This window comes from Streptomyces sp. NBC_01304, from assembly GCF_035975855.1.
Classification (GTDB): domain Bacteria; phylum Actinomycetota; class Actinomycetes; order Streptomycetales; family Streptomycetaceae; genus Streptomyces.
In genome coordinates this window covers 3719373-3737498 of the sequence record NZ_CP109055.1, presented here as the reverse complement: position 1 = coordinate 3737498, position 18126 = coordinate 3719373, and the positions used below count along the sequence as shown (strand labels likewise).

Genomic DNA, 18126 nt, shown 5'->3' with positions numbered 1-18126 from the left:
ATGAGCATCACTCCTGCCGAGAACCTGCTCCGCGTCGAGAAGGGCCACGCCGAGCCCGAGGAGCTCGCGGCCATCACCGCGCTCCTCCTGGCCCGCGCGGCCGCCCAGCCGGAACCCGCCCCCGCCCGCGGCCGCTCCACGGCCGGCTGGCGCCGCCTGGAGCGCACACCGGGCTTCCGAGCGCCGCACAGCTGGCAAGGCTGACTTCCCTTCGCCGTTCCCCTGGGGGCTGCGCCCCCAGACCCCCTGTCTTGGCCCCTCCCCGCCCCTTCCCGTAAGGCTGCCGCCGGCTTCAAAGACTGTCCTCAAACGCCGGACGGGCTGACTTTGTCAGCCCGTCCGGCGTTTGAGGACACCGCCCGGAGGGCGGAAGGCTCCGCAGGATTTCGGGAAGGGGCGGGGAGGGGCGAAAAAGCCGAAGGCTCCGGCCCCCCTCCGCAGGGGGACCGGAGCCTTCAGCAACGTACGAACGACGGCTAGGCGGAAAGCTTCGCCAGCGCCGCATCGATCCGAGCCAGCGTCCGCTCCTGCCCAAGGATCTCGAGGGACTCGAAGAGCGGAAGGCCGACCGTCCGGCCCGTGACCGCCACCCGGACCGGCGCCTGCGCCTTGCCCAGCTTCAGCCCGTGCTCCTCACCGGCGGCCAGAACCGCGTTCTTCAGCGACTCCGGGTCCGACCAGTCGGCAGAGACCAGCTTCGCCCGCGCTGTGGTCAGCAGAGCCGCAGGCTCACCCTTCATCGCCTTGGCCCAGGACGCCTCGTCCTCGACCGGCGACTTCAGGAAGAGGAAGTCGACATTGGCCGTGATGTCGGAGAGGACCTGCACACGCGTCTGCGCGTGCGGCGCGATCGCCTCCCAGGCGGCACGGTCGAAGTCCTCCGGCGCCCAGTTCGCGTGCGGCGCCTGCAGCCACGGCTCGCAAGCAGCGGCGAACGCCTTCGAGTCGAGCAGCCGGATGTGGTCCGCGTTGATCGCCTCGGCCTTCTTCAGGTCGAAGCGCGCCGGGTTGGCGTTGACGTCCGCGATGTCGAACTTCTCGATCAGCTGGGCGACCGTGAAGATGTCCTGGTCCGCGGAGAACGACCAGCCGAGCAGGGACAGGTAGTTGATCAGCCCCTCCGGCAGGAAGCCACGCTCGCGGTACACGTTCAGCGAGGCCTGCGGGTCACGCTTGGAGAGCTTCTTGTTGCCCTCGCCCATGACGTAGGGGAGATGCCCGAACTCGGGGATGGACTTCGCGACGCCCAGCTCGATCAGCGCCTTGTAGAGCGCGATCTGGCGCGGGGTCGAGGAGAGCAGGTCCTCGCCGCGCAGGACGTGGGTGATCTCCATCAGGGCGTCGTCGACCGGGTTGACCAGCGTGTAGAGCGGCGCGCCGTTGGCCCGGAGGATTCCGTAGTCCGTGACGTTCTCCGGCTGCACGGTGATCTCGCCGCGCACCAGGTCGGTGAAGGTGATCGCCTCGTCGGGCATCCGGAAGCGCACGATGTGGCTCCGGCCCTCGGCCTCGTACGCGGCCTTCTGCTCGGCCGACAGGTCGCGACAGGCGCCGTCGTACCCGGAGGGCTTGCCGGCCGCGCGCGCGGCGTCGCGGCGGGCGTCCAGCTCCTCGGTGGTGCAGTAGCAGGGGTACGCGTACCCGCCGTCGATCAGCTTGGTCGCGACATCCTTGTAGATGTCCATGCGCTGCGACTGCCGGTACGGCGCGTGCGGGCCGCCGACCTCCGGGCCCTCGTCCCAGGTCAGACCGAGCCAGCGCATCGAGTCGAGCAGCTGGTTGTACGACTCCTCGGAGTCGCGCGCAGCGTCGGTGTCCTCGATGCGGAAGACCATGGTGCCGCCGTTGTGCCGGGCGAAGGCCCAGTTGAACAGGGCGGTGCGGACCAGACCCACATGGGGGTTGCCGGTCGGCGAGGGACAGAAACGAACCCGGACGTTGGGGTTAGCCACGCTTGATCACCTTGTTGGTGAGAGTGCCGATGCCTTGGATGGTGACGGCGACCTCGTCGCCGACGTTGAGCGGGCCGACCCCTGCCGGGGTGCCCGTGAGGATCACGTCTCCGGGGAGGAGCGTCATGGCCTCGGTGATGTTGACGATCAGGTCCTCGATGGAGTGGATCATCTGGCTCGTGGAGCCGAGTTGCCGCTGCTCGCCGTTGACCGTGCACTGGATCGCCAGGTCACGGGTGTCGAGCTCGGTCTCCACCCAGGGGCCGATCGGGCAGGACGTGTCGAAGCCCTTGGCCCTGGCCCACTGCTTCTCGCGCTTCTGTACGTCACGCGCGGTGACGTCGTTCGCGCAGGTGTAGCCGAAGATGACGTCCTTGACGCGCTCGCGCGGGACCTCGCGGCACATCCGGCCGATCACGACGGCGAGCTCCGCCTCGTGGTGCAGCTCGTTCGAGAAGGACGGGTACTCGATCGCGTCGCCGGAGCCGATCATCGAGGTGGTCGGCTTGAAGAAGGCGAACGGGGCCTCGGGGACCTCGTTGCCGAGCTCCTTGGCGTGGTCCGCGTAGTTGCGGCCGTACGCCACGATCTTGTTGCCGATCACCGGGGGCAGCAGCCGGACCTTGCTCAGCGGGACCTTGACACCGCTGAGCTCGAAGTCGGCGTACGGGATGCCCTTGATGATGTCGAGGACGAGATCGTCGGGGCCTGCCCCCTCGACCGCGCCGAAGGCGACATTGCCGTCGATGGAGAACCTGGCGATACGCACGGAAACGCGTGCCCCTCTGCTTGCACTGAGCCGGAGACTGACGCTCCAGGCTAACGCGCGTCACGGGGCGCGGCCGCGCGCATTACTCGGCGGCAGCGGTCTCCGGGGCGTCCATCAGGATGGTGCGGCGCGGGTTGGCCGTGACGGCCGGGAGGTCGAGGGAGGCTTCCGGGAGAGCGGGGGCGGCCTGCAGCTCGTCGGCGTCCTTGAGGTGCATCAGGGTGGTGCGGCGCGGGTTCGCTATGCGGAGCATCGACGCTGTCGTCTTCATCGGTGGTTCAGACCTCTGGTCTCAAGTTGTCGGATCGGCCATCCCTGTAAAGCGTCAGGCTAAACATTCGAATTCCCCGCGAAGACGTGAACTGCCCTTGATCTGCGTGTGAGTTTGCTCACGGATCAGCGGGCAAATCGGTTAATTCGACCCCTCAACTCCCTTTCCCGGAACGGACATTCCGCCATTGAACCGCCGATTCCGCTCCCGATCATGGCGACTGGGACACCCCCGGCGCGTAAGTAGCTCGTAAGCAAAAGTCCGTTATGTACGAGATCACGCTCTACGTCTGGTGACACGGCACTCACATGGCGTCACTGAGGTCACGGGCGGGTGTCTGGCCCTTGTTGGAGATCCGGCACTGTGCTGGAATTCGCGGAACCGCCGCAGGTATGAACCGGCGCGCATGGGCGCAACGCAGCGCCGAGTGGCGGTGCGAGAGGGGGAGACGCGCCGGTCACTCAAGACCACCACGGGACCCTTCGGGGCCCCGATTACGCCGACACCGTCCCGCCGCTTCGCCGCGGAGGGACGCCTGGTCCAGAGGTTGCGACGCTAGTGCAGGGACGTTTCAAGAGGGAAGGCAGCGCTGCGGCGGAGCCGGAGCTGCGCGGTGGGACCGGTCCCGCCGCAAACAGCTCCTCTCCTCAGCACGCCCCGGGCTCAGGACCGGCAGGAGCCGGCGACGGCAAGGGCCGCGCCGGCGGCACGGCCGCGCCCGGCGCCGGCACGCCCGAGGCCAAGAAGAAGGGCCCGACGGGCCCCGGCTCACGAATAGCCCTGCGCAACTGGCGCATCTCCACCCGCCTGGTCGCCCTGCTCGCCCTCCCCGTGGTCGCCGCGACCTCGCTCGGTGCGATCCGCATCAGCGACTCCATGGAGGAGATGGAGCAGCTCGACCAGATGAAGCTGCTCACCGACATGACCACGCAGGCGACCAAGCTGGCGGCCGCCCTGCAGAAGGAGCGCGACCTCACGGCGGGCCCCCTCGCCAACGGCGCCAAGGAATCGGCGTACGACGTCAAGGGCCCCCGGGACCAGACGGACCTGGCCAAGCAGGTCTTCATGGAGGGCACCCGCGACATCGACGCGAACGCGTCGGCCCTGCGGGGCGTCCGGGGCAACGTCGAGCAGATCGCCTCCTCGATCAACAGGATCAAGGGGATCCGGGACCACGCGTACCAGGACTCGAAGTCCTACTCGCAGACCATCAACGGGTACAACCAGCTGATCGAGCAACTGCTCTCGCTGTCCCTGGACATGGCCCAGGCCACCAGTAACCCGGAGATGATCCAGCGCACCCGCGCCCTGGCCGCGTTCTCCAGCTCCAAGGAGAACGCGTCGATCCAGCGCGCCCTGATCGCGGCCGCGCTGCCGGACAACAAGAAGGAGTACGGCAAGCTCTCCGAGAGCGACCGGCTCTACGGCCTCTCCGCGCAGCAGAAGGAAGAGGCCGACTTCTCGTCCTTCTCGGGCATCTACAACACCTACTCGAGTCAGACCGCCCAGGAGCTGACCCGGTCGATCGGCGACTCGAACGCGGTCATCAAGTCCGCCGACGACTACGCCCATCGCGTGCTCATGACCGCCAAGGGGTTGGAGAGCCGCGAAATGCGCTCCTACCCCGACTGGACCGACGACGCCACGTCGAAGTTCGTCGAGATGTCCAAGATCGAGCTCACCCTGCTCGACGAGATGGAGCAGGAAGCCCGCAAGCTCCGCAGCGAGTCCGAGACCGAAGCCATCGTCAGCGGTGCGCTGATCCTCCTCGTCCTCGGCGTCTCCCTGGTCGGCGCCTTCGTCGTGGCCCGCTCCATGATCCGCTCGCTGCGCCGGCTGCAGGACACCGCGACCAAGGTCGCCCAGGACCGCCTGCCCGAGCTGGTCAAGCAGCTCTCCGAGGCCGACCCGCAGGACGTCGACACCTCCGTCGAGTCCGTCGGTGTGCACTCGCGCGACGAGATCGGCAAGGTGGCCGCGGCCTTCGACGACGTGCACCGCGAGGCCGTCCGCCTCGCCGCCGAGCAGGCCCTCCTGCGAGGCAACGTCAACGCGATGTTCACCAACCTCTCGCGCCGCTCGCAGGGCCTCATCCAGCGCCAGCTCTCGCTCATCTCCGAGCTGGAGTCCCGCGAGGCCGACCCGGACCAGCTCTCCTCGCTGTTCAAGCTCGACCACCTCGCGACCCGCATGCGCCGTAACGGCGAGAACCTCCTGGTCCTCGCCGGTGAAGAGCCCGGCCGCCGCTGGACCCGCCCGGTCCCGCTGGTCGACGTGCTCCGCGCCGCCGCGTCCGAGGTGGAGCAGTACGAGCGCATCGAGCTCGCCGCGGTGCCGACGACCGAGGTCGCAGGGCGCGTCGTCAACGACCTCGTGCACCTGCTCGCCGAGCTGCTCGAGAACGCCACCTCGTTCTCCTCGCCGCAGACCAAGGTCAAGGTCACCGGTCACGCGCTGCCCGACGGCCGCGTACTGATCGAGATCCACGACACCGGCATCGGCCTCTCGCCCGAGGACCTCGCGGCGATCAACGAGCGGCTGGCCTCGCCGCCCACCGTGGACGTCTCGGTCTCGCGCCGCATGGGTCTGTTCGTGGTCGGCCGCCTCTCGCAGCGCCACGGCATCCGCATCCAGCTGCGTCCCTCGGACTCCGGCGGTACGACGGCGCTGGTCATGCTTCCCGTCGATGTCGCCCAGGGCAACAAGAAGGGCCCCGGCGCACCCGGCGGCCCCGCCGCCGCGCAGGCCGCGGCCGGTGTCGCCGCCGCGCGCCGCGGTGTCCCGGGCGGACCCGGTCCGGCCCAGGGCGGTGCCCTCGGTGGCGGCGCTCCCGCGGCGGGCCGGCTCGGTGCGGCCCCGACGCGCGGCCAGGTCACCGGTGCGGGCCCGCGGGCCGCGTTGCCGGCCCGTGACTCCGGCCAGGGCGGCCAGGGTCAGGCCCCGCGTGCCGGGCTGCCGCAGGGCGGCGGTCCCGCCCAGCGCGGACCGGGGGCCTCGGCCCCGCAGGACCGGGCCGGTGCGGGTGACGCCTTCAGCGGCGGCCAGCGCTCCGACGTCTTCGGCGGACCCCGCAATGCCGGCAGCCGGGGCGGCGCCCCCGTCCCGCCCCAGCAGCGCACGCACTCCGCCGACGGCGGCCCGCAGGACCGCCAGCCGCAGCTGCCGCCGCGCGGTGCTCCGCGCGGCGAGCTCCCCGGCGGCCCCGGCGCGGGCAACTCGCAGCCCCGCGTGACCAGTTGGGGCAACGAGAACGCGCAGCCGCCGGTCGGCCGCAACTCCCCTGACAACCACGACACCCCGCGCGAGCACCAGGAGCCGGACTCCGGTCAGTTCCGGATGCCGCCCGCCCAGGGACAGGGGCAGGGACAGGGGCAGGGACAGGGGCAGGGACAGGGACGTACGGGCTACCCGCAGCCCACCGCGGGCGACGCCGACCGTCAGGGTCCCGGCTCGACCGCCGAGTTCGCCCGCCCGGACTTCAACGGCCCGCGGCCGGAGGGGATACCCGCCCGCGGCGAGGACCTTCCGTCGCGTCCGAACCCCGCGGCGCCGCAGGCCGGCCGCCCGCAGGGCCCCGAGTCGACCGGGCAGTTCGACACGGGCCAGTTCGCCACCGGGCAGTTCACCGCGGGCCCGGCGGACACCGGGCAGTTCACCGCGGGCCCGGCCGACACCGGCCAGTTCGCCCGCCCGGACGAGCAGCGCCCCGTGCCGCCGCGCGGTGCCGCCCGCAACGGTGCCCGGGAGAACACGGACTACTCGATCCCGCGTCCGCCTCAGCAGCAGCGCCCCGTTCCGCCGCAGCCGCAGGCCCCCGAGGCCCCGCAGCAGCAGGCCCTCGGGGAACTGCCCCCGGCCGGGCCGGGCGACGGCCGCACCCCGCTGTTCGACACCCTGGAGACCAACTGGTTCCGGGGCCAGCAGCAGAACGCGGCGCAGCAGAACGCCTCGCAGCAGAACGCCGGGCAGCCGGCCGGCCGGCAGCAGAACGGCCTGCCTGCCCGCCCGCCCGTCCAGCCGCAGGCAGGCCACCCCCAGCAGTCCCCCGCGATGCCGCAGACGCCCCCCGCGCCCTCGGCACCGCCGGCCGCCCCCGCCCAGGCCAACTGGCGCACCTCGCCGAACGACGAACTCGTCCGGCAGGCCGAGCGGGTCAAGCAGCCTTCGGCCGGTGGGGTCACCACCTCCGGTCTGCCGCGCCGGGTACCGCGAGCGAACCTCGTGGCCGGCACGGCCGAGCAGCAACAGCAACAGGGCGGTCCCCAGGTCTCGCGTGCGCCCGAAGAGGTACGCGGCCGACTGACCAACCTTCGTCGGGGCATCCAGCAGGGTCGCGAGGCCGGTACAGGCCAGACCGGCAGCTTCCCCAGCCCCTCTCACCAGCAGGAGCGTTAGTTGAGTCCGAGCCAGGCGGCGCAGAATCTGAACTGGTTGATCACCAACTTCGTGGACAACACCCCCGGGGTGTCCCACACGGTGGTGGTGTCGGCCGACGGACTGCTTCTGTCGATGTCCGAAGGTTTCCCGCGCGACCGCGCCGACCAGCTGGCGGCCGTGGCCTCCGGTCTGACCTCCCTCACCGCCGGGGCCTCCCGGATCTTCGAGGGCGGCCCGGTCAACCAGACGGTCGTGGAGATGGAGCGCGGCTTCCTGTTCCTCATGTCCATCTCGGACGGCTCGTCCCTCGCGGTGCTCGCGCACCCCGAGTGCGACATCGGCCTCGTCGGATACGAGATGGCGCTCCTGGTCGACCGTGCGGGCACCGTCCTCACCCCCGACCTGCGCGCCGAACTGCAGGGCAGCCTGCTGCACTAGCCCTGCCGTACGACCCCGCCCACAACTTCACCGCCCGCCACCCGACCACCGCCCCTCAAGGACGCGCTCCGCGCGACCCCTGCCTGACGCCGCCCCCGATCCCCCCACCGGCCACGTCAGACGGCACGCCGACAACTTGCTGTCCAGCCCGGAGGATTCATGACCCCGCCCACCGCCTCTCACGATCCGTACGGAGCTCAGCAGCACGCCTCGTACGCGATGGAAGGCGACCAGCCGCTGGTGCGTCCGTACGCGATGACCGGCGGCCGGACCCGGCCGCGCTACCAGCTCGCCATCGAGGCGCTGGTCAGCACCACGGCCGACCCGGCCCAGCTGATGGGGCTGCTCCCCGAGCACCAGCGGATCTGCCACCTGTGCCGCGAGGTCAAGTCGGTGGCCGAGGTCTCCGCGCTCCTGAGCTTGCCCCTCGGTGTGGCCCGGATCCTCGTGGCGGACCTGGCGGAGGCCGGACTTGTGGCCATTCACCAGGCCGGCGGCGACGAGAACGCCGGCGGCCAGCCTGACGTAACACTGCTCGAGAGGGTGCTCAGTGGACTTCGCAAGCTCTAACGACCCAGGTTCATCGGGTCGTTCCACCACTTCCGCCAAGATTGTGGTGGCGGGCGGCTTCGGCGTGGGCAAGACCACGTTCGTCGGCGCCGTGTCCGAGATCAACCCGCTGCGTACCGAAGCCGTCATGACCTCCGCCTCGGCGGGCATCGACGACCTCACCCACACCGGGGACAAGACGACGACCACCGTCGCCATGGACTTCGGCCGCATCACCCTGGACCAGGACCTGATCCTGTACCTCTTCGGTACGCCCGGTCAGGACCGCTTCTGGTTCATGTGGGACGACCTCGTACGCGGCGCCATCGGAGCCATCGTCCTCGTCGACACCCGCCGTCTCGCCGACTGCTTCCCCGCGGTCGACTACTTCGAGAACAGCGGCCTGCCCTTCGTCGTAGCCCTCAACGGCTTCGAGGGGCACCAGCCCTACAACCCCGAAGAGGTCCGCGAGGCGCTGCAGATCGGCCCGGACACCCCGATCATCACGACCGACGCCCGCCACCGCGCGGACGCCAAGAGTGCCCTGATCACCTTGGTTGAGCACGCCCTGATGGCCCGCCTGAAGTAGAGCTTCCGGCCCGTCCGAAATAAGCCATTCACACGCCTCAAGTCGGCCATGGCATACGGAAGTTGTCGTAGTTTCCGCGGAGCGGACTGTGTCCTTTGACACGGTCCGCACGTGTGTTCATAACGTTTCGACAGAGAATTCCGGGGCGTCCGACACACCTCGCGTTCACCTGGTGCCGCTGTGCTCACATCAGCCCCGCCTTTTGGCGGGGCTCGTTCTTTATGACCGTTTTATCTGAGGCTTCCATCACGTGGAAGTTCTGCTTCCAACTGTTTGGAACACGCCCGGCTGACGTGCTGGAATGCGCTGAACTGCCCAGTAGCGGCGGCTGAGAAGACGACAGCGGCACACGCGTAGGTGCCGACGCCGAGAGGTTGTTGGTCGAGTGAGGCGAAGCAAGAACAGCCCCGAGCAGGCGGAGCGGGGCAACTTCACCCCGCCGTCGCGCGGAGCGGCGTCCCCCGCGCAGGTGCCGGCCCCCGAGGCCGCACCGACCAGCAGCGGCAGCAAGATGTCGCCGCGCAACTGGCGCGTGCCGGTCCGTCTGAACGCGATCCTGCTCATACCCGTGGCGCTCGCGATCGTCATGGGTGGCTTCCAGGTCAAGGGTTCCATTGACACGTGGAGCGAGGCGCAGGACGCCGAGAAGACGGCCCTCATCGTGCGCGCGGCCGAGGACTACGGCCAGGCACTGCTCAACGAGCGCGACCTCTCCGCCGTCCCGCTGCTGCTCGGCAAGGGCGAGACCGCCGAGGTCAAGAAGGTCCGCGACGACACGAACGCCGCCCGCAAGACCTTCGAGGACGTCACCTCGGACATGCCCGCGAAGCAGGGCCTGGAGCGTCGCCTCAAGCTCGTCCAGGAAGGCGAGAAGAAGCTCGAGGACCTGCGCAAGACGGCCTTCACCCGCGCCATGGACCCGGTGAAGACCGAAGAGGGATACGTCACCGTCCAGCACTCCCTGATGGAGTTCGCCAACGAACTCGGCCTGGGCACCGGCAACATCACCAGCTACGGCCGTACCGTCTACGCCGTCTCGCTGGCCAAGGCCTCCGTCTCGCTGCAGCGCTCCATCGGCACGCACCTGATCCTGCGGCCGAACGCGAAGCCCACCGTCCTCAAGGCGCAGACCACCGCCTTCGGCTCGTACGCCTATCTCGAGAAGATCGCGATCGGCGAGTACGTCTCCGCCGGTACCCAGGCGGACTTCGAGAACCTGCAGAAGGTCCTCAAGGGCAAGCAGGAAGAAGGCAAGCTGCGGCTCGCCGAGGCCGCCAAGCAGGCCAAGGCGCAGAACAAGAAGTTCGTGCCGCCGCCGTCCTACGACAAGATGGTCGAGGCGATCTCCTCGGGCGCCTTCACCCAGGACGAGCTGGCCCGGCAGGGCATCACCGCCCAGACCTGGATGGCCGCGACCACCGCCAAGTTCGACGGCTACCGCGAGATCGAGACCCAGCTCGTCGACAAGGCCGTGGCCGAGGCCGCGCAGATCTCCGACGACGCCAAGCGCGACGCCTACATCAACGGCGGCGCCGTGGTCGCCGCGGTCCTCGCCGCCTTCATCATCGCCGGCCTCATGGCCCGCCAGATGAGCCGCAACATGCGCCAGCTGCGCAACGCCGCCTTCAACATCGCCGAGCAGCGCCTGCCGATGCTGGTCGACCAGCTCTCGCGCACCGAGCCCGGCCGCGTCGACACCCGCGTCCAGCCCATCCCGATCACCACGCAGGACGAGATCGGCGAAGTCGCCCGCGCCTTCGACCAGGTCCACCGCGAGGCGATCCGGCTCGCCGCCGAGCAGGCCCTGCTGCGGGGCAACGTCAACGCGATCTTCACCAACCTGTCGCGCCGCAACCAGTCCCTGATCGAGGGCCAGCTGACCCTCATCACCGACCTGGAGAACAACGAGGCCGACCCGGACCAGCTGGAGAACCTCTTCCGCCTGGACCACCTCGCGACCCGTATGCGCCGCAACGGCGAGAACCTCCTGGTCCTCGCCGGCGAGGAGCCCGGCCGCCGCTGGGACCAGCCGGTCCCGCTGGTCGACGTGCTGCGCGCCGCCTCCTCCGAGGTGGAGCAGTACGAGCGCATCGAGCTCACCGGCGTCCCGGACGCCGAGATCCACGGCCGCTCCGTGACCGACCTCGTGCACCTGCTCGCCGAGCTCCTGGAGAACGCCACCACGTTCTCCTCGCCGCAGACCAAGGTCCGCGTCACCGCGACCCGTCTTCCCGACGGCCGCGTGATGATCGAGATCCACGACAAGGGCATCGGCCTCACCGCCGAGGACTTCGCGGACATCAACCACAAGCTGGCCAACCCGCCGACCGTGGACGCCGCGATCTCCCAGCGCATGGGCCTGTTCGTGGTCGGCCGCCTCGCCGACCGGCACGGCGTCCGCGTACAGCTGCGCCCCTCGGGCGAGCAGGCGGGCACCACTTCGCTCGTCATGCTGCCGGACGCGATCACGCACGGTGGTGGCGGCAGCGATCTGCCCGAGAGCGAGTTCACGGTCTCGCAGATCATCCCCGAGCAGCACCACCAGCCGGCCGTGCAGCAGTCGTACGAGGCCCCGCCCCTGCGCACCGCCGCCGAGCTGGGCTTCGACGACAGTCGCTACGACGACGGGGCAAGCCCCGCCCCCGAGTTGGACCCCGTCGGCCGCTCGCTGCTCCGCGAGGAGCGCCGCGCAGCCCTCGAGGCGCAGAGCACCGAACGCCCGCTGTTCCGCGACGAACTGGAGCAGGCGCCCGCGTACGACCAGCAGTCGTACGCGCCGGCCCAGCAGTTCGAGGCACAGGAGGGTGCGTACGACGACGCCCAGCAGGGTGCGTACGAGCAGCAGCAGGGCGCGTACGACGGCCAGTACGCCCCTCAGCAGGGCGGCTTCGACGCCTTCCCCGCGCAGGGCGGCGGCTACCAGAACCGCGGCTATGCGGAGCCCGGCTTCGACGATCACGCCGCCCACCAGGCATCCCCGCAGGAGGGCTACGCCGACTACGACGGCCAGTCCCACCAGGGGGAGTGGCCGGACCAGTCCGGTTACCAGGACTCCTACCAGGGCGGATACGCTCCGGAAGCGGAATCTGCGCAGGCCGCTCCCGCGAGCGACCAGGACCGCGTAGGCTTCGACCGCCCGGGACCGGCACCGTCCGCCGTCCACGACCTCACCGAAGCCGGCCTTCCCCGTCGCGGATCCACCGCGGCGAACAACGTCGGCAACGGGCAGCCCACCTCCACCACCGCATCGGCCGCCACCGGTGACGACGACTGGCGGTCGTCCAACGACGAGCGCTGGCAGCGAGCCGAACAGCTGAAGCAGCCCAAGGCGGGCGGGGTCACCACCTCGGGCCTGCCGCGCCGGGTCCCGAAGGCCAACCTGGTCGAGGGCACGGCGGAGCAGACCCCGCAGGGCGGCCCCCAGGTCTCCCGCGCCCCCGAGGACGTCCGGGGCAGGCTGAGCAACCTGCGCCGCGGAGTCCAGCGAGGGCGCGACGCAGGCAGTGACTCGAACGGCCAGGGCACTGGAGACAGTGACTTTGGCGGCACCTACAACCAGGAGCGTTAGTGTGAGCCCGATGAGCCAGGCGGCGCAGAACCTGAACTGGTTGATCACCAACTTCGTGGACAACACCCCTGGGGTGTCCCACACGGTGGTGGTCTCCGCCGACGGACTCCTTCTGGCGATGTCCGAAGGCTTCCCGCGCGACCGAGCCGACCAGCTGGCGGCCGTCGCCTCAGGTCTGACCTCCCTCACCGCCGGGGCCTCCCGGATTTTCGAGGGCGGCCACGTGAACCAGACAGTTGTGGAGATGGAGCGAGGATTCCTCTTCCTCATGTCCATCTCGGACGGTTCCTCGCTCGCCGTACTTGCCCACCCGGAAGCGGACATCGGCCTCATTGGGTACGAGATGGCGCTCCTGGTCGACCGCGCGGGCACGGTTCTCACACCGGACCTGCGCGCCGAGCTCCAGGGGAGCCTTCTCAACTAACAGACAGGCAGTGCGTTTTCGCGCTCCGTGCCTTTAAAGTTTCGGGACGCGGCTCCACATGATGGACGCCAGGCAAGTCGGAGGAGGAGCACGTGGCAGGTCAAGGAACGCCCCAGGACGGTTCGTCCTCGGGCAACTGGTCGTACGGCCAGGGACAGGGCGACGCCACGCCCAACCGCTACAACTTCCCCTCCGCGCCGAGCGCTCCCCGCCGTGGCCCCTACTCGCAGCCTCCGCAGCGACAGCAGCAGCCGTACGCGCCGCAGCAGTCGCCGCAGCAGCCGTCCGCCCCGCGGATCCAGCCGGTGCAGCCGCACCGGCCCAGCCCGGAGCCGTCGACCAGTGGTCACAACCCGCTGGTGCGTCCGTACGCCATGACCGGCGGCCGGACCCGGCCCCGCTACCAGCTCGCCATCGAGGCGCTGGTGCACACCACCGCTCAACCGCATCAGCTGCAGGGCCAGTTGCCCGAGCACCAGCGGATCTGCAACCTGTGCCATGAGATCAAGTCCGTCGCGGAGATCTCGGCACTGCTCACCATCCCTCTCGGGGTGGCCCGAATCCTCGTCGCCGACCTGGCGGAGGCCGGACTCGTGGCCATCCACCAGCCCGGCGGCGACGAGAACGCCGGCGGCCAGCCCGATGTGACACTGCTTGAAAGGGTGCTCAGTGGACTTCGCAAGCTCTAGCGGTGCGACCCGCTCTACCACCAGCGCGAAGATTGTGGTGGCGGGCGGCTTCGGCGTGGGCAAGACCACGTTCGTAGGCGCCGTCTCGGAGATCAACCCGCTGCGTACCGAAGCCGTCATGACCTCCGCCTCCGCGGGCATCGACGACCTCACGCACACCGGGGACAAGACCACCACCACGGTGGCCATGGACTTCGGCCGCATCACCCTGGACCAGGACCTGATCCTGTACCTCTTCGGTACGCCGGGCCAGGACCGCTTCTGGTTCATGTGGGACGACCTGGTACGCGGTGCCATCGGCGCCGTCGTCCTCGTCGACACCCGCCGCCTGGCCGACTGCTTCCCGGCGGTCGACTACTTCGAGAACTCCGGCCTCCCGTTCGTGATCGCGCTGAACGGCTTCGACGGCCAGCAGCCGTACAACCCCGACGAGGTCCGCGAGGCGCTGCAGATCGGCCCGGACACCCCGATCATCGTGACGGACGCCCGCCACCGCGCCGACGCCAAGTCGACGCTGATCACCCTGGTCGAGCACGCCCTGATGGCGCGCCTGCGCTAGTCGGCACCTTCCCGAGGGCCCGGAAGCCTGCACGGATTCCGGGCCTTTCGCATACCCGCGAAGCCCTTTCGCGTACGTTCGGTGCCATGGGGACGCCGATCAAAGAGGCCGTGAAGGCCGTCGTCTGGGACATCGACGACACGATCTTCGACTACGCCACCGCGGACGCCGCCGGCATGCGGGCGCACCTGGAAGCCGAGGACGCGCTGGCCCGCTACGACACCGCCGAGGCCGCCCTCGCGCTCTGGAAGCAGATCACCGAGCGCCACTGGGCCCGCTTCGGCGCCGGCGATGTCGACTTCCTCACCCAGCGCCGTGACCGCGTACGGGAGTTCCTTCAGGCGCCCGCACTCACCGACGCGGAGACGGACGCCTGGTTCGGACGTTACGTACGTCACTACGAGGCCGCCTGGTCGCTGTTTCCCGACACCGTCCCGGCCCTGGAGGCCCTCGCGGACACCCACCGGCACGCGGTCCTCTCCAACTCCGCGACCGCCCTGCAGGAGCGGAAACTGCGCACCCTGGGCGTACGCGACCGCTTCGAGGCCGTCCTGTGCGCGGTGGAGCTCGGGGTGTCCAAACCGGCCCCCGAGGCCTTCCTCGCAGCGTGTGACGCCCTGGCGCTGGCACCGGGCGAGGTCGCCTATGTAGGGGACCAGCCGGAGATCGACGCGAGGGGCGCCCGTGACGCGGGGCTCCTCGGCATCTGGCTCGACCGGGGCCGGGGCCGCACCATGATCGAAACTCCGCCGGGCGTGCACCGGATCGCCACTCTCGCCGAGCTTGTCGGGCTCCTGAGCCCCGATACCCGTTTTGGAGCGCCGTCCACCTTCGGGTAATGTTCTTCCTGCGCCGCTCGCCGGGCCAACAGGCCGGGCAGGGGGCGCAAGATTCAAATCAAAACCCCCAGTACTGGGGGTTGCGTTTTGATGGCCTATGGTGTAATTGGCAGCACGACGGTTTCTGGTTCCGTTAGTCTAGGTTCGAGTCCTGGTAGGCCAGCTCGCAGAGCTCATCTGCAACCGCGGGGAATCTCTCCGCAAGGCCCCCGTTGTGTAGCGGCCTAGCACGCCGCCCTCTCAAGGCGGTAGCGCCGGTTCGAATCCGGTCGGGGGTACAGATCCTTCCCGTGAGGACAGTTCGGGTCGCACCCACTGACTTCAATGCAGGATCGCTAGGGCCCCCGTTGTGTAGCGGCCTAGCACGCCGCCCTCTCAAGGCGGTAGCGCCGGTTCGAATCCGGTCGGGGGTACTGTGGTCTGGTCTAGACCACTAGTGGGCTATGGTGTAATTGGCAACACGAAGGTTTCTGGTTCCTTTGTTCTAGGTTCGAGTCCTGGTAGCCCAGCTTGATCAAGTGGAAACACATGGTCGTGCCCCCGTTGTGTAGCGGCCTAGCACGCCGCCCTCTCAAGGCGGTAGCGCCGGTTCGAATCCGGTCGGGGGTACAAAAAGAAGAGGCCCTCCCCGTCAGGGGAGGGCCTCTTCGCGTTGGTCGAGTTGCGGTGCAACGGTGTTTCAACTCCGGCCGCGCGCTGCGGCGTTGAAGCGCACGGCCGGAGTAACTGAACTTCAGGAGGCAGACCGGGAGCGGACCGGTCAGCCGGTGCGGCGCAGCGCCTCGCTGAGGCGGGCCGCGGCATCGATCACTGCCTGGGCGTGCATCCGGCCGGGATGCCGGGTCAGGCGCTCGATGGGTCCGGAGACCGAGACGGCGGCCACGACGCGGTTGGACGGACCGCGTACGGGCGCCGAGACCGAGGCGACGCCCGGCTCTCGCTCACCGATCGACTGGGCCCAGCCCCGGCGACGTACGCCGGAAAGGGCCGTGGCGGTGAACCGCGCGCCCTGCAGGCCCCGGTGGAGCCGCTCGGGCTCCTCCCAGGCCATCAGGATCTGCGCGGAACTGCCGGCCTTCATGGTCAGCGTCGAGCCGACCGGGACCGTGTCCCGAAGACCGGACAGACGCTCCGCCGCGGCGACACAGATGCGCATGTCGCCCTGGCGGCGGTAGAGCTGGGCGCTCTCGCCCGTCACGTCCCGCAGATGCGTGAGCACCGGCCCGGCGGTCGCGAGAAGGCGGTCCTCGCCCGCGGCCGCGGCCAGTTCGGCGAGGCGCGGGCCGAGAATGAACCGGCCCTGCATGTCACGCGCCACCATCCGGTGGTGTTCGAGGGCCACCGCGAGGCGGTGAGCCGTAGGTCTTGCGAGTCCTGTGGCCGCGACCAGTCCCGCGAGGGTGGCCGGACCGGACTCCAGGGCGCTCAAGACGAGAGCCGCCTTGTCGAGAACGCCGACGCCGCTAGAGTTGTCCATGCGTCGATATTCGCGTCTCACTCTGTGAAACGCAAGTTCAATTTTCCAGAGAACTTGCCACCCTGTACGGACGCTGCGCATCAAGCGGCGCTTCAAGCAGTACTTGAGCGGCACATCCGGGACGAGGGGTACGGATGAGCCCTCACACAATCTCTAGTTGGGCCGGCCAACAGGCCGGTCGGAGGGAAAGCGATGGCCAGGACACTCGCGGAGAAGGTCTGGGACGACCACGTCGTCAGGCACGCCGAAGGCGAGCCGGACCTCCTCTACATCGATCTCCACCTGCTCCACGAGGTGACCAGCCCGCAGGCCTTCGACGGCCTGCGGCAGGCGGGCCGGCAGGTCCGCAGGCTCGACCTCACCATCGCCACCGAGGACCACAACACCCCCACCCTCGACATCGACAAGCCGATCGCGGACCCGGTTTCGCGCGTCCAGCTGGAGACGCTGCGCAAGAACGCGGCCGACTTCGGCGTACGTCTGCACTCGCTCGGCGACGTCGAGCAGGGCGTCGTCCACGTGGTGGGACCGCAGCTGGGCCTGACCCAGCCGGGCACCACCGTGGTCTGCGGCGACTCGCACACCTCCACCCACGGCGCCTTCGGCGCACTGGCGTTCGGCATCGGCACCTCGCAGGTCGAGCACGTCCTTGCCACCCAGACGCTGCCGCTGGCCCGCCCGAAGACCATGGCCATCACCGTCGACGGCGAACTGCCCGACGGCGTAACCGCCAAGGACCTGATCCTCGCCATCATCGCGAAGATCGGCACCGGCGGCGGCCAGGGCTACATCCTCGAATACCGCGGCTCCGCCATCGAGAAGCTCTCGATGGAAGCCCGCATGACGATCTGCAACATGTCGATCGAGGCCGGCGCCCGTGCGGGCATGATCGCGCCCGACGAGACGACCTTCGAGTACATCAAGGGCCGTGCGCACGCCCCCGAGGGCGAGGACTGGGACGCGGCGGTCGCGTACTGGAAGACGCTGAAGACCGACGAGGGCGCCGCATTCGACGCCGAGGTCGTCATCGACGCGCCTTCCCTGTCGCCGTTCGTCACCTGGGGCACCAACCCGGGCCAGGGCGCGCCGCTGTCGGCGAACGTCCCCGATCCTGCTTCGTACGAAGACGCTTCGGAGCGCCTGGCCGCCGAGAAGGCCCTGGAGTACATGGGTCTTGAGGCCGGACAGCCGCTGCGCGACATCAAGGTCGACACCGTCTTCGTCGGCTCCTGCACCAACGGCCGTATCGAGGACCTGCGTGCGGCCGCCTCGCTCGTCGAGGGCCGCAAAGTCGCCGACGGCGTACGGATGCTGGTCGTCCCCGGCTCCGCCCGGGTCGGTCTGCAGGCCGTTTCCGAGGGCCTGGACAAGGTCTTCAAGGAGGCCGGCGCCGAATGGCGGCACGCGGGCTGCTCGATGTGTCTGGGCATGAACCCCGACCAACTGGCGCCCGGTGAGCGCTCCGCGTCCACCTCGAACCGCAACTTCGAAGGCAGGCAGGGCAAGGGCGGCCGCACCCACCTGGTGTCGCCGCAGGTCGCCGCCGCCACCGCGGTCCTCGGCCATCTGGCCTCGCCCGCCGACCTGTCCGACGCCGACGCCCGTACGCCCGCTGGAGTCTGATC

15 protein-coding genes and 5 tRNA genes are annotated in these 18126 nt (G+C 69.5%); 16 read left to right on the top strand and 4 right to left on the bottom strand.

All coding sequences use genetic code 11. The features are described 5' to 3' along the window. The gene (locus OG430_RS16205) at positions 1–204 is read left to right on the top strand and encodes an acyl-CoA carboxylase epsilon subunit (RefSeq protein ID WP_327353203.1); all 204 of its coding nucleotides are present in this window, start codon (positions 1–3) and stop codon (positions 202–204) included. A gap of 272 nt (positions 205–476) precedes the next feature. Here the strand turns inward: OG430_RS16205 and gltX are convergent, their stop codons facing one another. The 3 genes from gltX to OG430_RS16190 all read right to left on the bottom strand — a co-directional run bounded on the left by gltX (position 477) and on the right by OG430_RS16190 (position 2992). After that, positions 477–1952: a glutamate--tRNA ligase gene (gene gltX / locus OG430_RS16200; protein ID WP_327353202.1), complete on the bottom strand. Its 1476-nt coding sequence runs from the start codon at positions 1950–1952 to the stop codon at positions 477–479. Continuing rightward, a complete protein-coding gene (locus tag OG430_RS16195) occupies positions 1945–2721 on the bottom strand; it encodes a fumarylacetoacetate hydrolase family protein (RefSeq protein ID WP_327353201.1) in 777 nt (258 codons plus the stop codon). Before OG430_RS16195 ends, gltX begins: the two co-directional genes overlap by 8 nt. An 82-nt stretch (positions 2722–2803) precedes the next feature. Continuing rightward, a complete protein-coding gene (locus tag OG430_RS16190) occupies positions 2804–2992 on the bottom strand; it encodes a hypothetical protein (protein WP_327353200.1) in 189 nt (62 codons plus the stop codon). Positions 2993–3550: 558 nt separating this feature from the next. On the opposite strand from OG430_RS16190, the gene OG430_RS16185 reads away from it, so the two are divergent. The 14 genes from OG430_RS16185 to OG430_RS16120 all read left to right on the top strand — a co-directional run bounded on the left by OG430_RS16185 (position 3551) and on the right by OG430_RS16120 (position 15633). Then, positions 3551–7387 (top strand): nitrate- and nitrite sensing domain-containing protein, encoded by a 3837-nt coding sequence (locus tag OG430_RS16185; protein ID WP_327353199.1) that lies wholly within the window; start codon positions 3551–3553, stop codon positions 7385–7387. Beyond that, entirely contained in the window at positions 7388–7807 is a 420-nt protein-coding gene (locus OG430_RS16180; protein WP_327353198.1) for a roadblock/LC7 domain-containing protein, read from the top strand. A 159-nt stretch (positions 7808–7966) separates the two neighbouring features. Beyond that, entirely contained in the window at positions 7967–8377 is a 411-nt protein-coding gene (locus OG430_RS16175; RefSeq protein WP_327353197.1) for a DUF742 domain-containing protein, read from the top strand. Further along, positions 8358–8945 (top strand): GTP-binding protein, encoded by a 588-nt coding sequence (locus tag OG430_RS16170; protein WP_327353195.1) that lies wholly within the window; start codon positions 8358–8360, stop codon positions 8943–8945. The genes OG430_RS16175 and OG430_RS16170 overlap by 20 nt, the downstream gene beginning before the upstream one ends. A gap of 385 nt (positions 8946–9330) precedes the next feature. Next, on the top strand, positions 9331–12513 hold the full coding sequence (locus OG430_RS16165; RefSeq protein ID WP_327353194.1) for a nitrate- and nitrite sensing domain-containing protein: 3183 nt from the start codon (positions 9331–9333) through the stop codon (positions 12511–12513). A gap of 10 nt (positions 12514–12523) precedes the next feature. Then, positions 12524–12937 carry a roadblock/LC7 domain-containing protein gene (locus OG430_RS16160; RefSeq protein WP_037625176.1) on the top strand — a complete coding sequence of 138 codons (414 nt, stop codon included), beginning with the start codon at positions 12524–12526 and terminating at the stop codon, positions 12935–12937. Between the two features lie 92 nt (positions 12938–13029). Beyond that, positions 13030–13626, top strand: a complete 597-nt coding sequence (locus OG430_RS16155; RefSeq protein ID WP_327353193.1) for a DUF742 domain-containing protein — start codon at positions 13030–13032, stop codon at positions 13624–13626. Beyond that, positions 13607–14185: a GTP-binding protein gene (locus tag OG430_RS16150; RefSeq protein ID WP_327353192.1), complete on the top strand. Its 579-nt coding sequence runs from the start codon at positions 13607–13609 to the stop codon at positions 14183–14185. Before OG430_RS16155 ends, OG430_RS16150 begins: the two co-directional genes overlap by 20 nt. An 86-nt stretch (positions 14186–14271) precedes the next feature. Continuing rightward, positions 14272–15024: an HAD family hydrolase gene (locus OG430_RS16145; protein WP_327353191.1), complete on the top strand. Its 753-nt coding sequence runs from the start codon at positions 14272–14274 to the stop codon at positions 15022–15024. Positions 15025–15115: 91 nt separating this feature from the next. Next, a tRNA-Gln gene (locus OG430_RS16140) sits at positions 15116–15187 on the top strand. Between the two features lie 42 nt (positions 15188–15229). Continuing rightward, positions 15230–15302 (top strand) — tRNA-Glu (locus OG430_RS16135). A 62-nt stretch (positions 15303–15364) separates the two neighbouring features. Beyond that, positions 15365–15437 (top strand) — tRNA-Glu (locus tag OG430_RS16130). A gap of 24 nt (positions 15438–15461) precedes the next feature. Continuing rightward, positions 15462–15533 (top strand) — tRNA-Gln (locus OG430_RS16125). A 27-nt stretch (positions 15534–15560) separates the two neighbouring features. Continuing rightward, positions 15561–15633, top strand: a tRNA-Glu gene (locus OG430_RS16120). 151 nt (positions 15634–15784) lie between these two features. Here OG430_RS16120 and ndgR read toward each other — a convergent pair. Beyond that, on the bottom strand, positions 15785–16501 hold the full coding sequence (gene ndgR / locus OG430_RS16115) for an IclR family transcriptional regulator NdgR (RefSeq protein WP_015036427.1): 717 nt from the start codon (positions 16499–16501) through the stop codon (positions 15785–15787). A 192-nt stretch (positions 16502–16693) separates the two neighbouring features. Between ndgR and leuC the strand changes: the two genes are divergently transcribed. Beyond that, positions 16694–18124, top strand: coding sequence for a 3-isopropylmalate dehydratase large subunit (gene leuC, locus OG430_RS16110; protein ID WP_327353190.1), 1431 nt, complete (start codon positions 16694–16696; stop codon positions 18122–18124). Positions 18125–18126 lie beyond the last annotated feature (2 nt).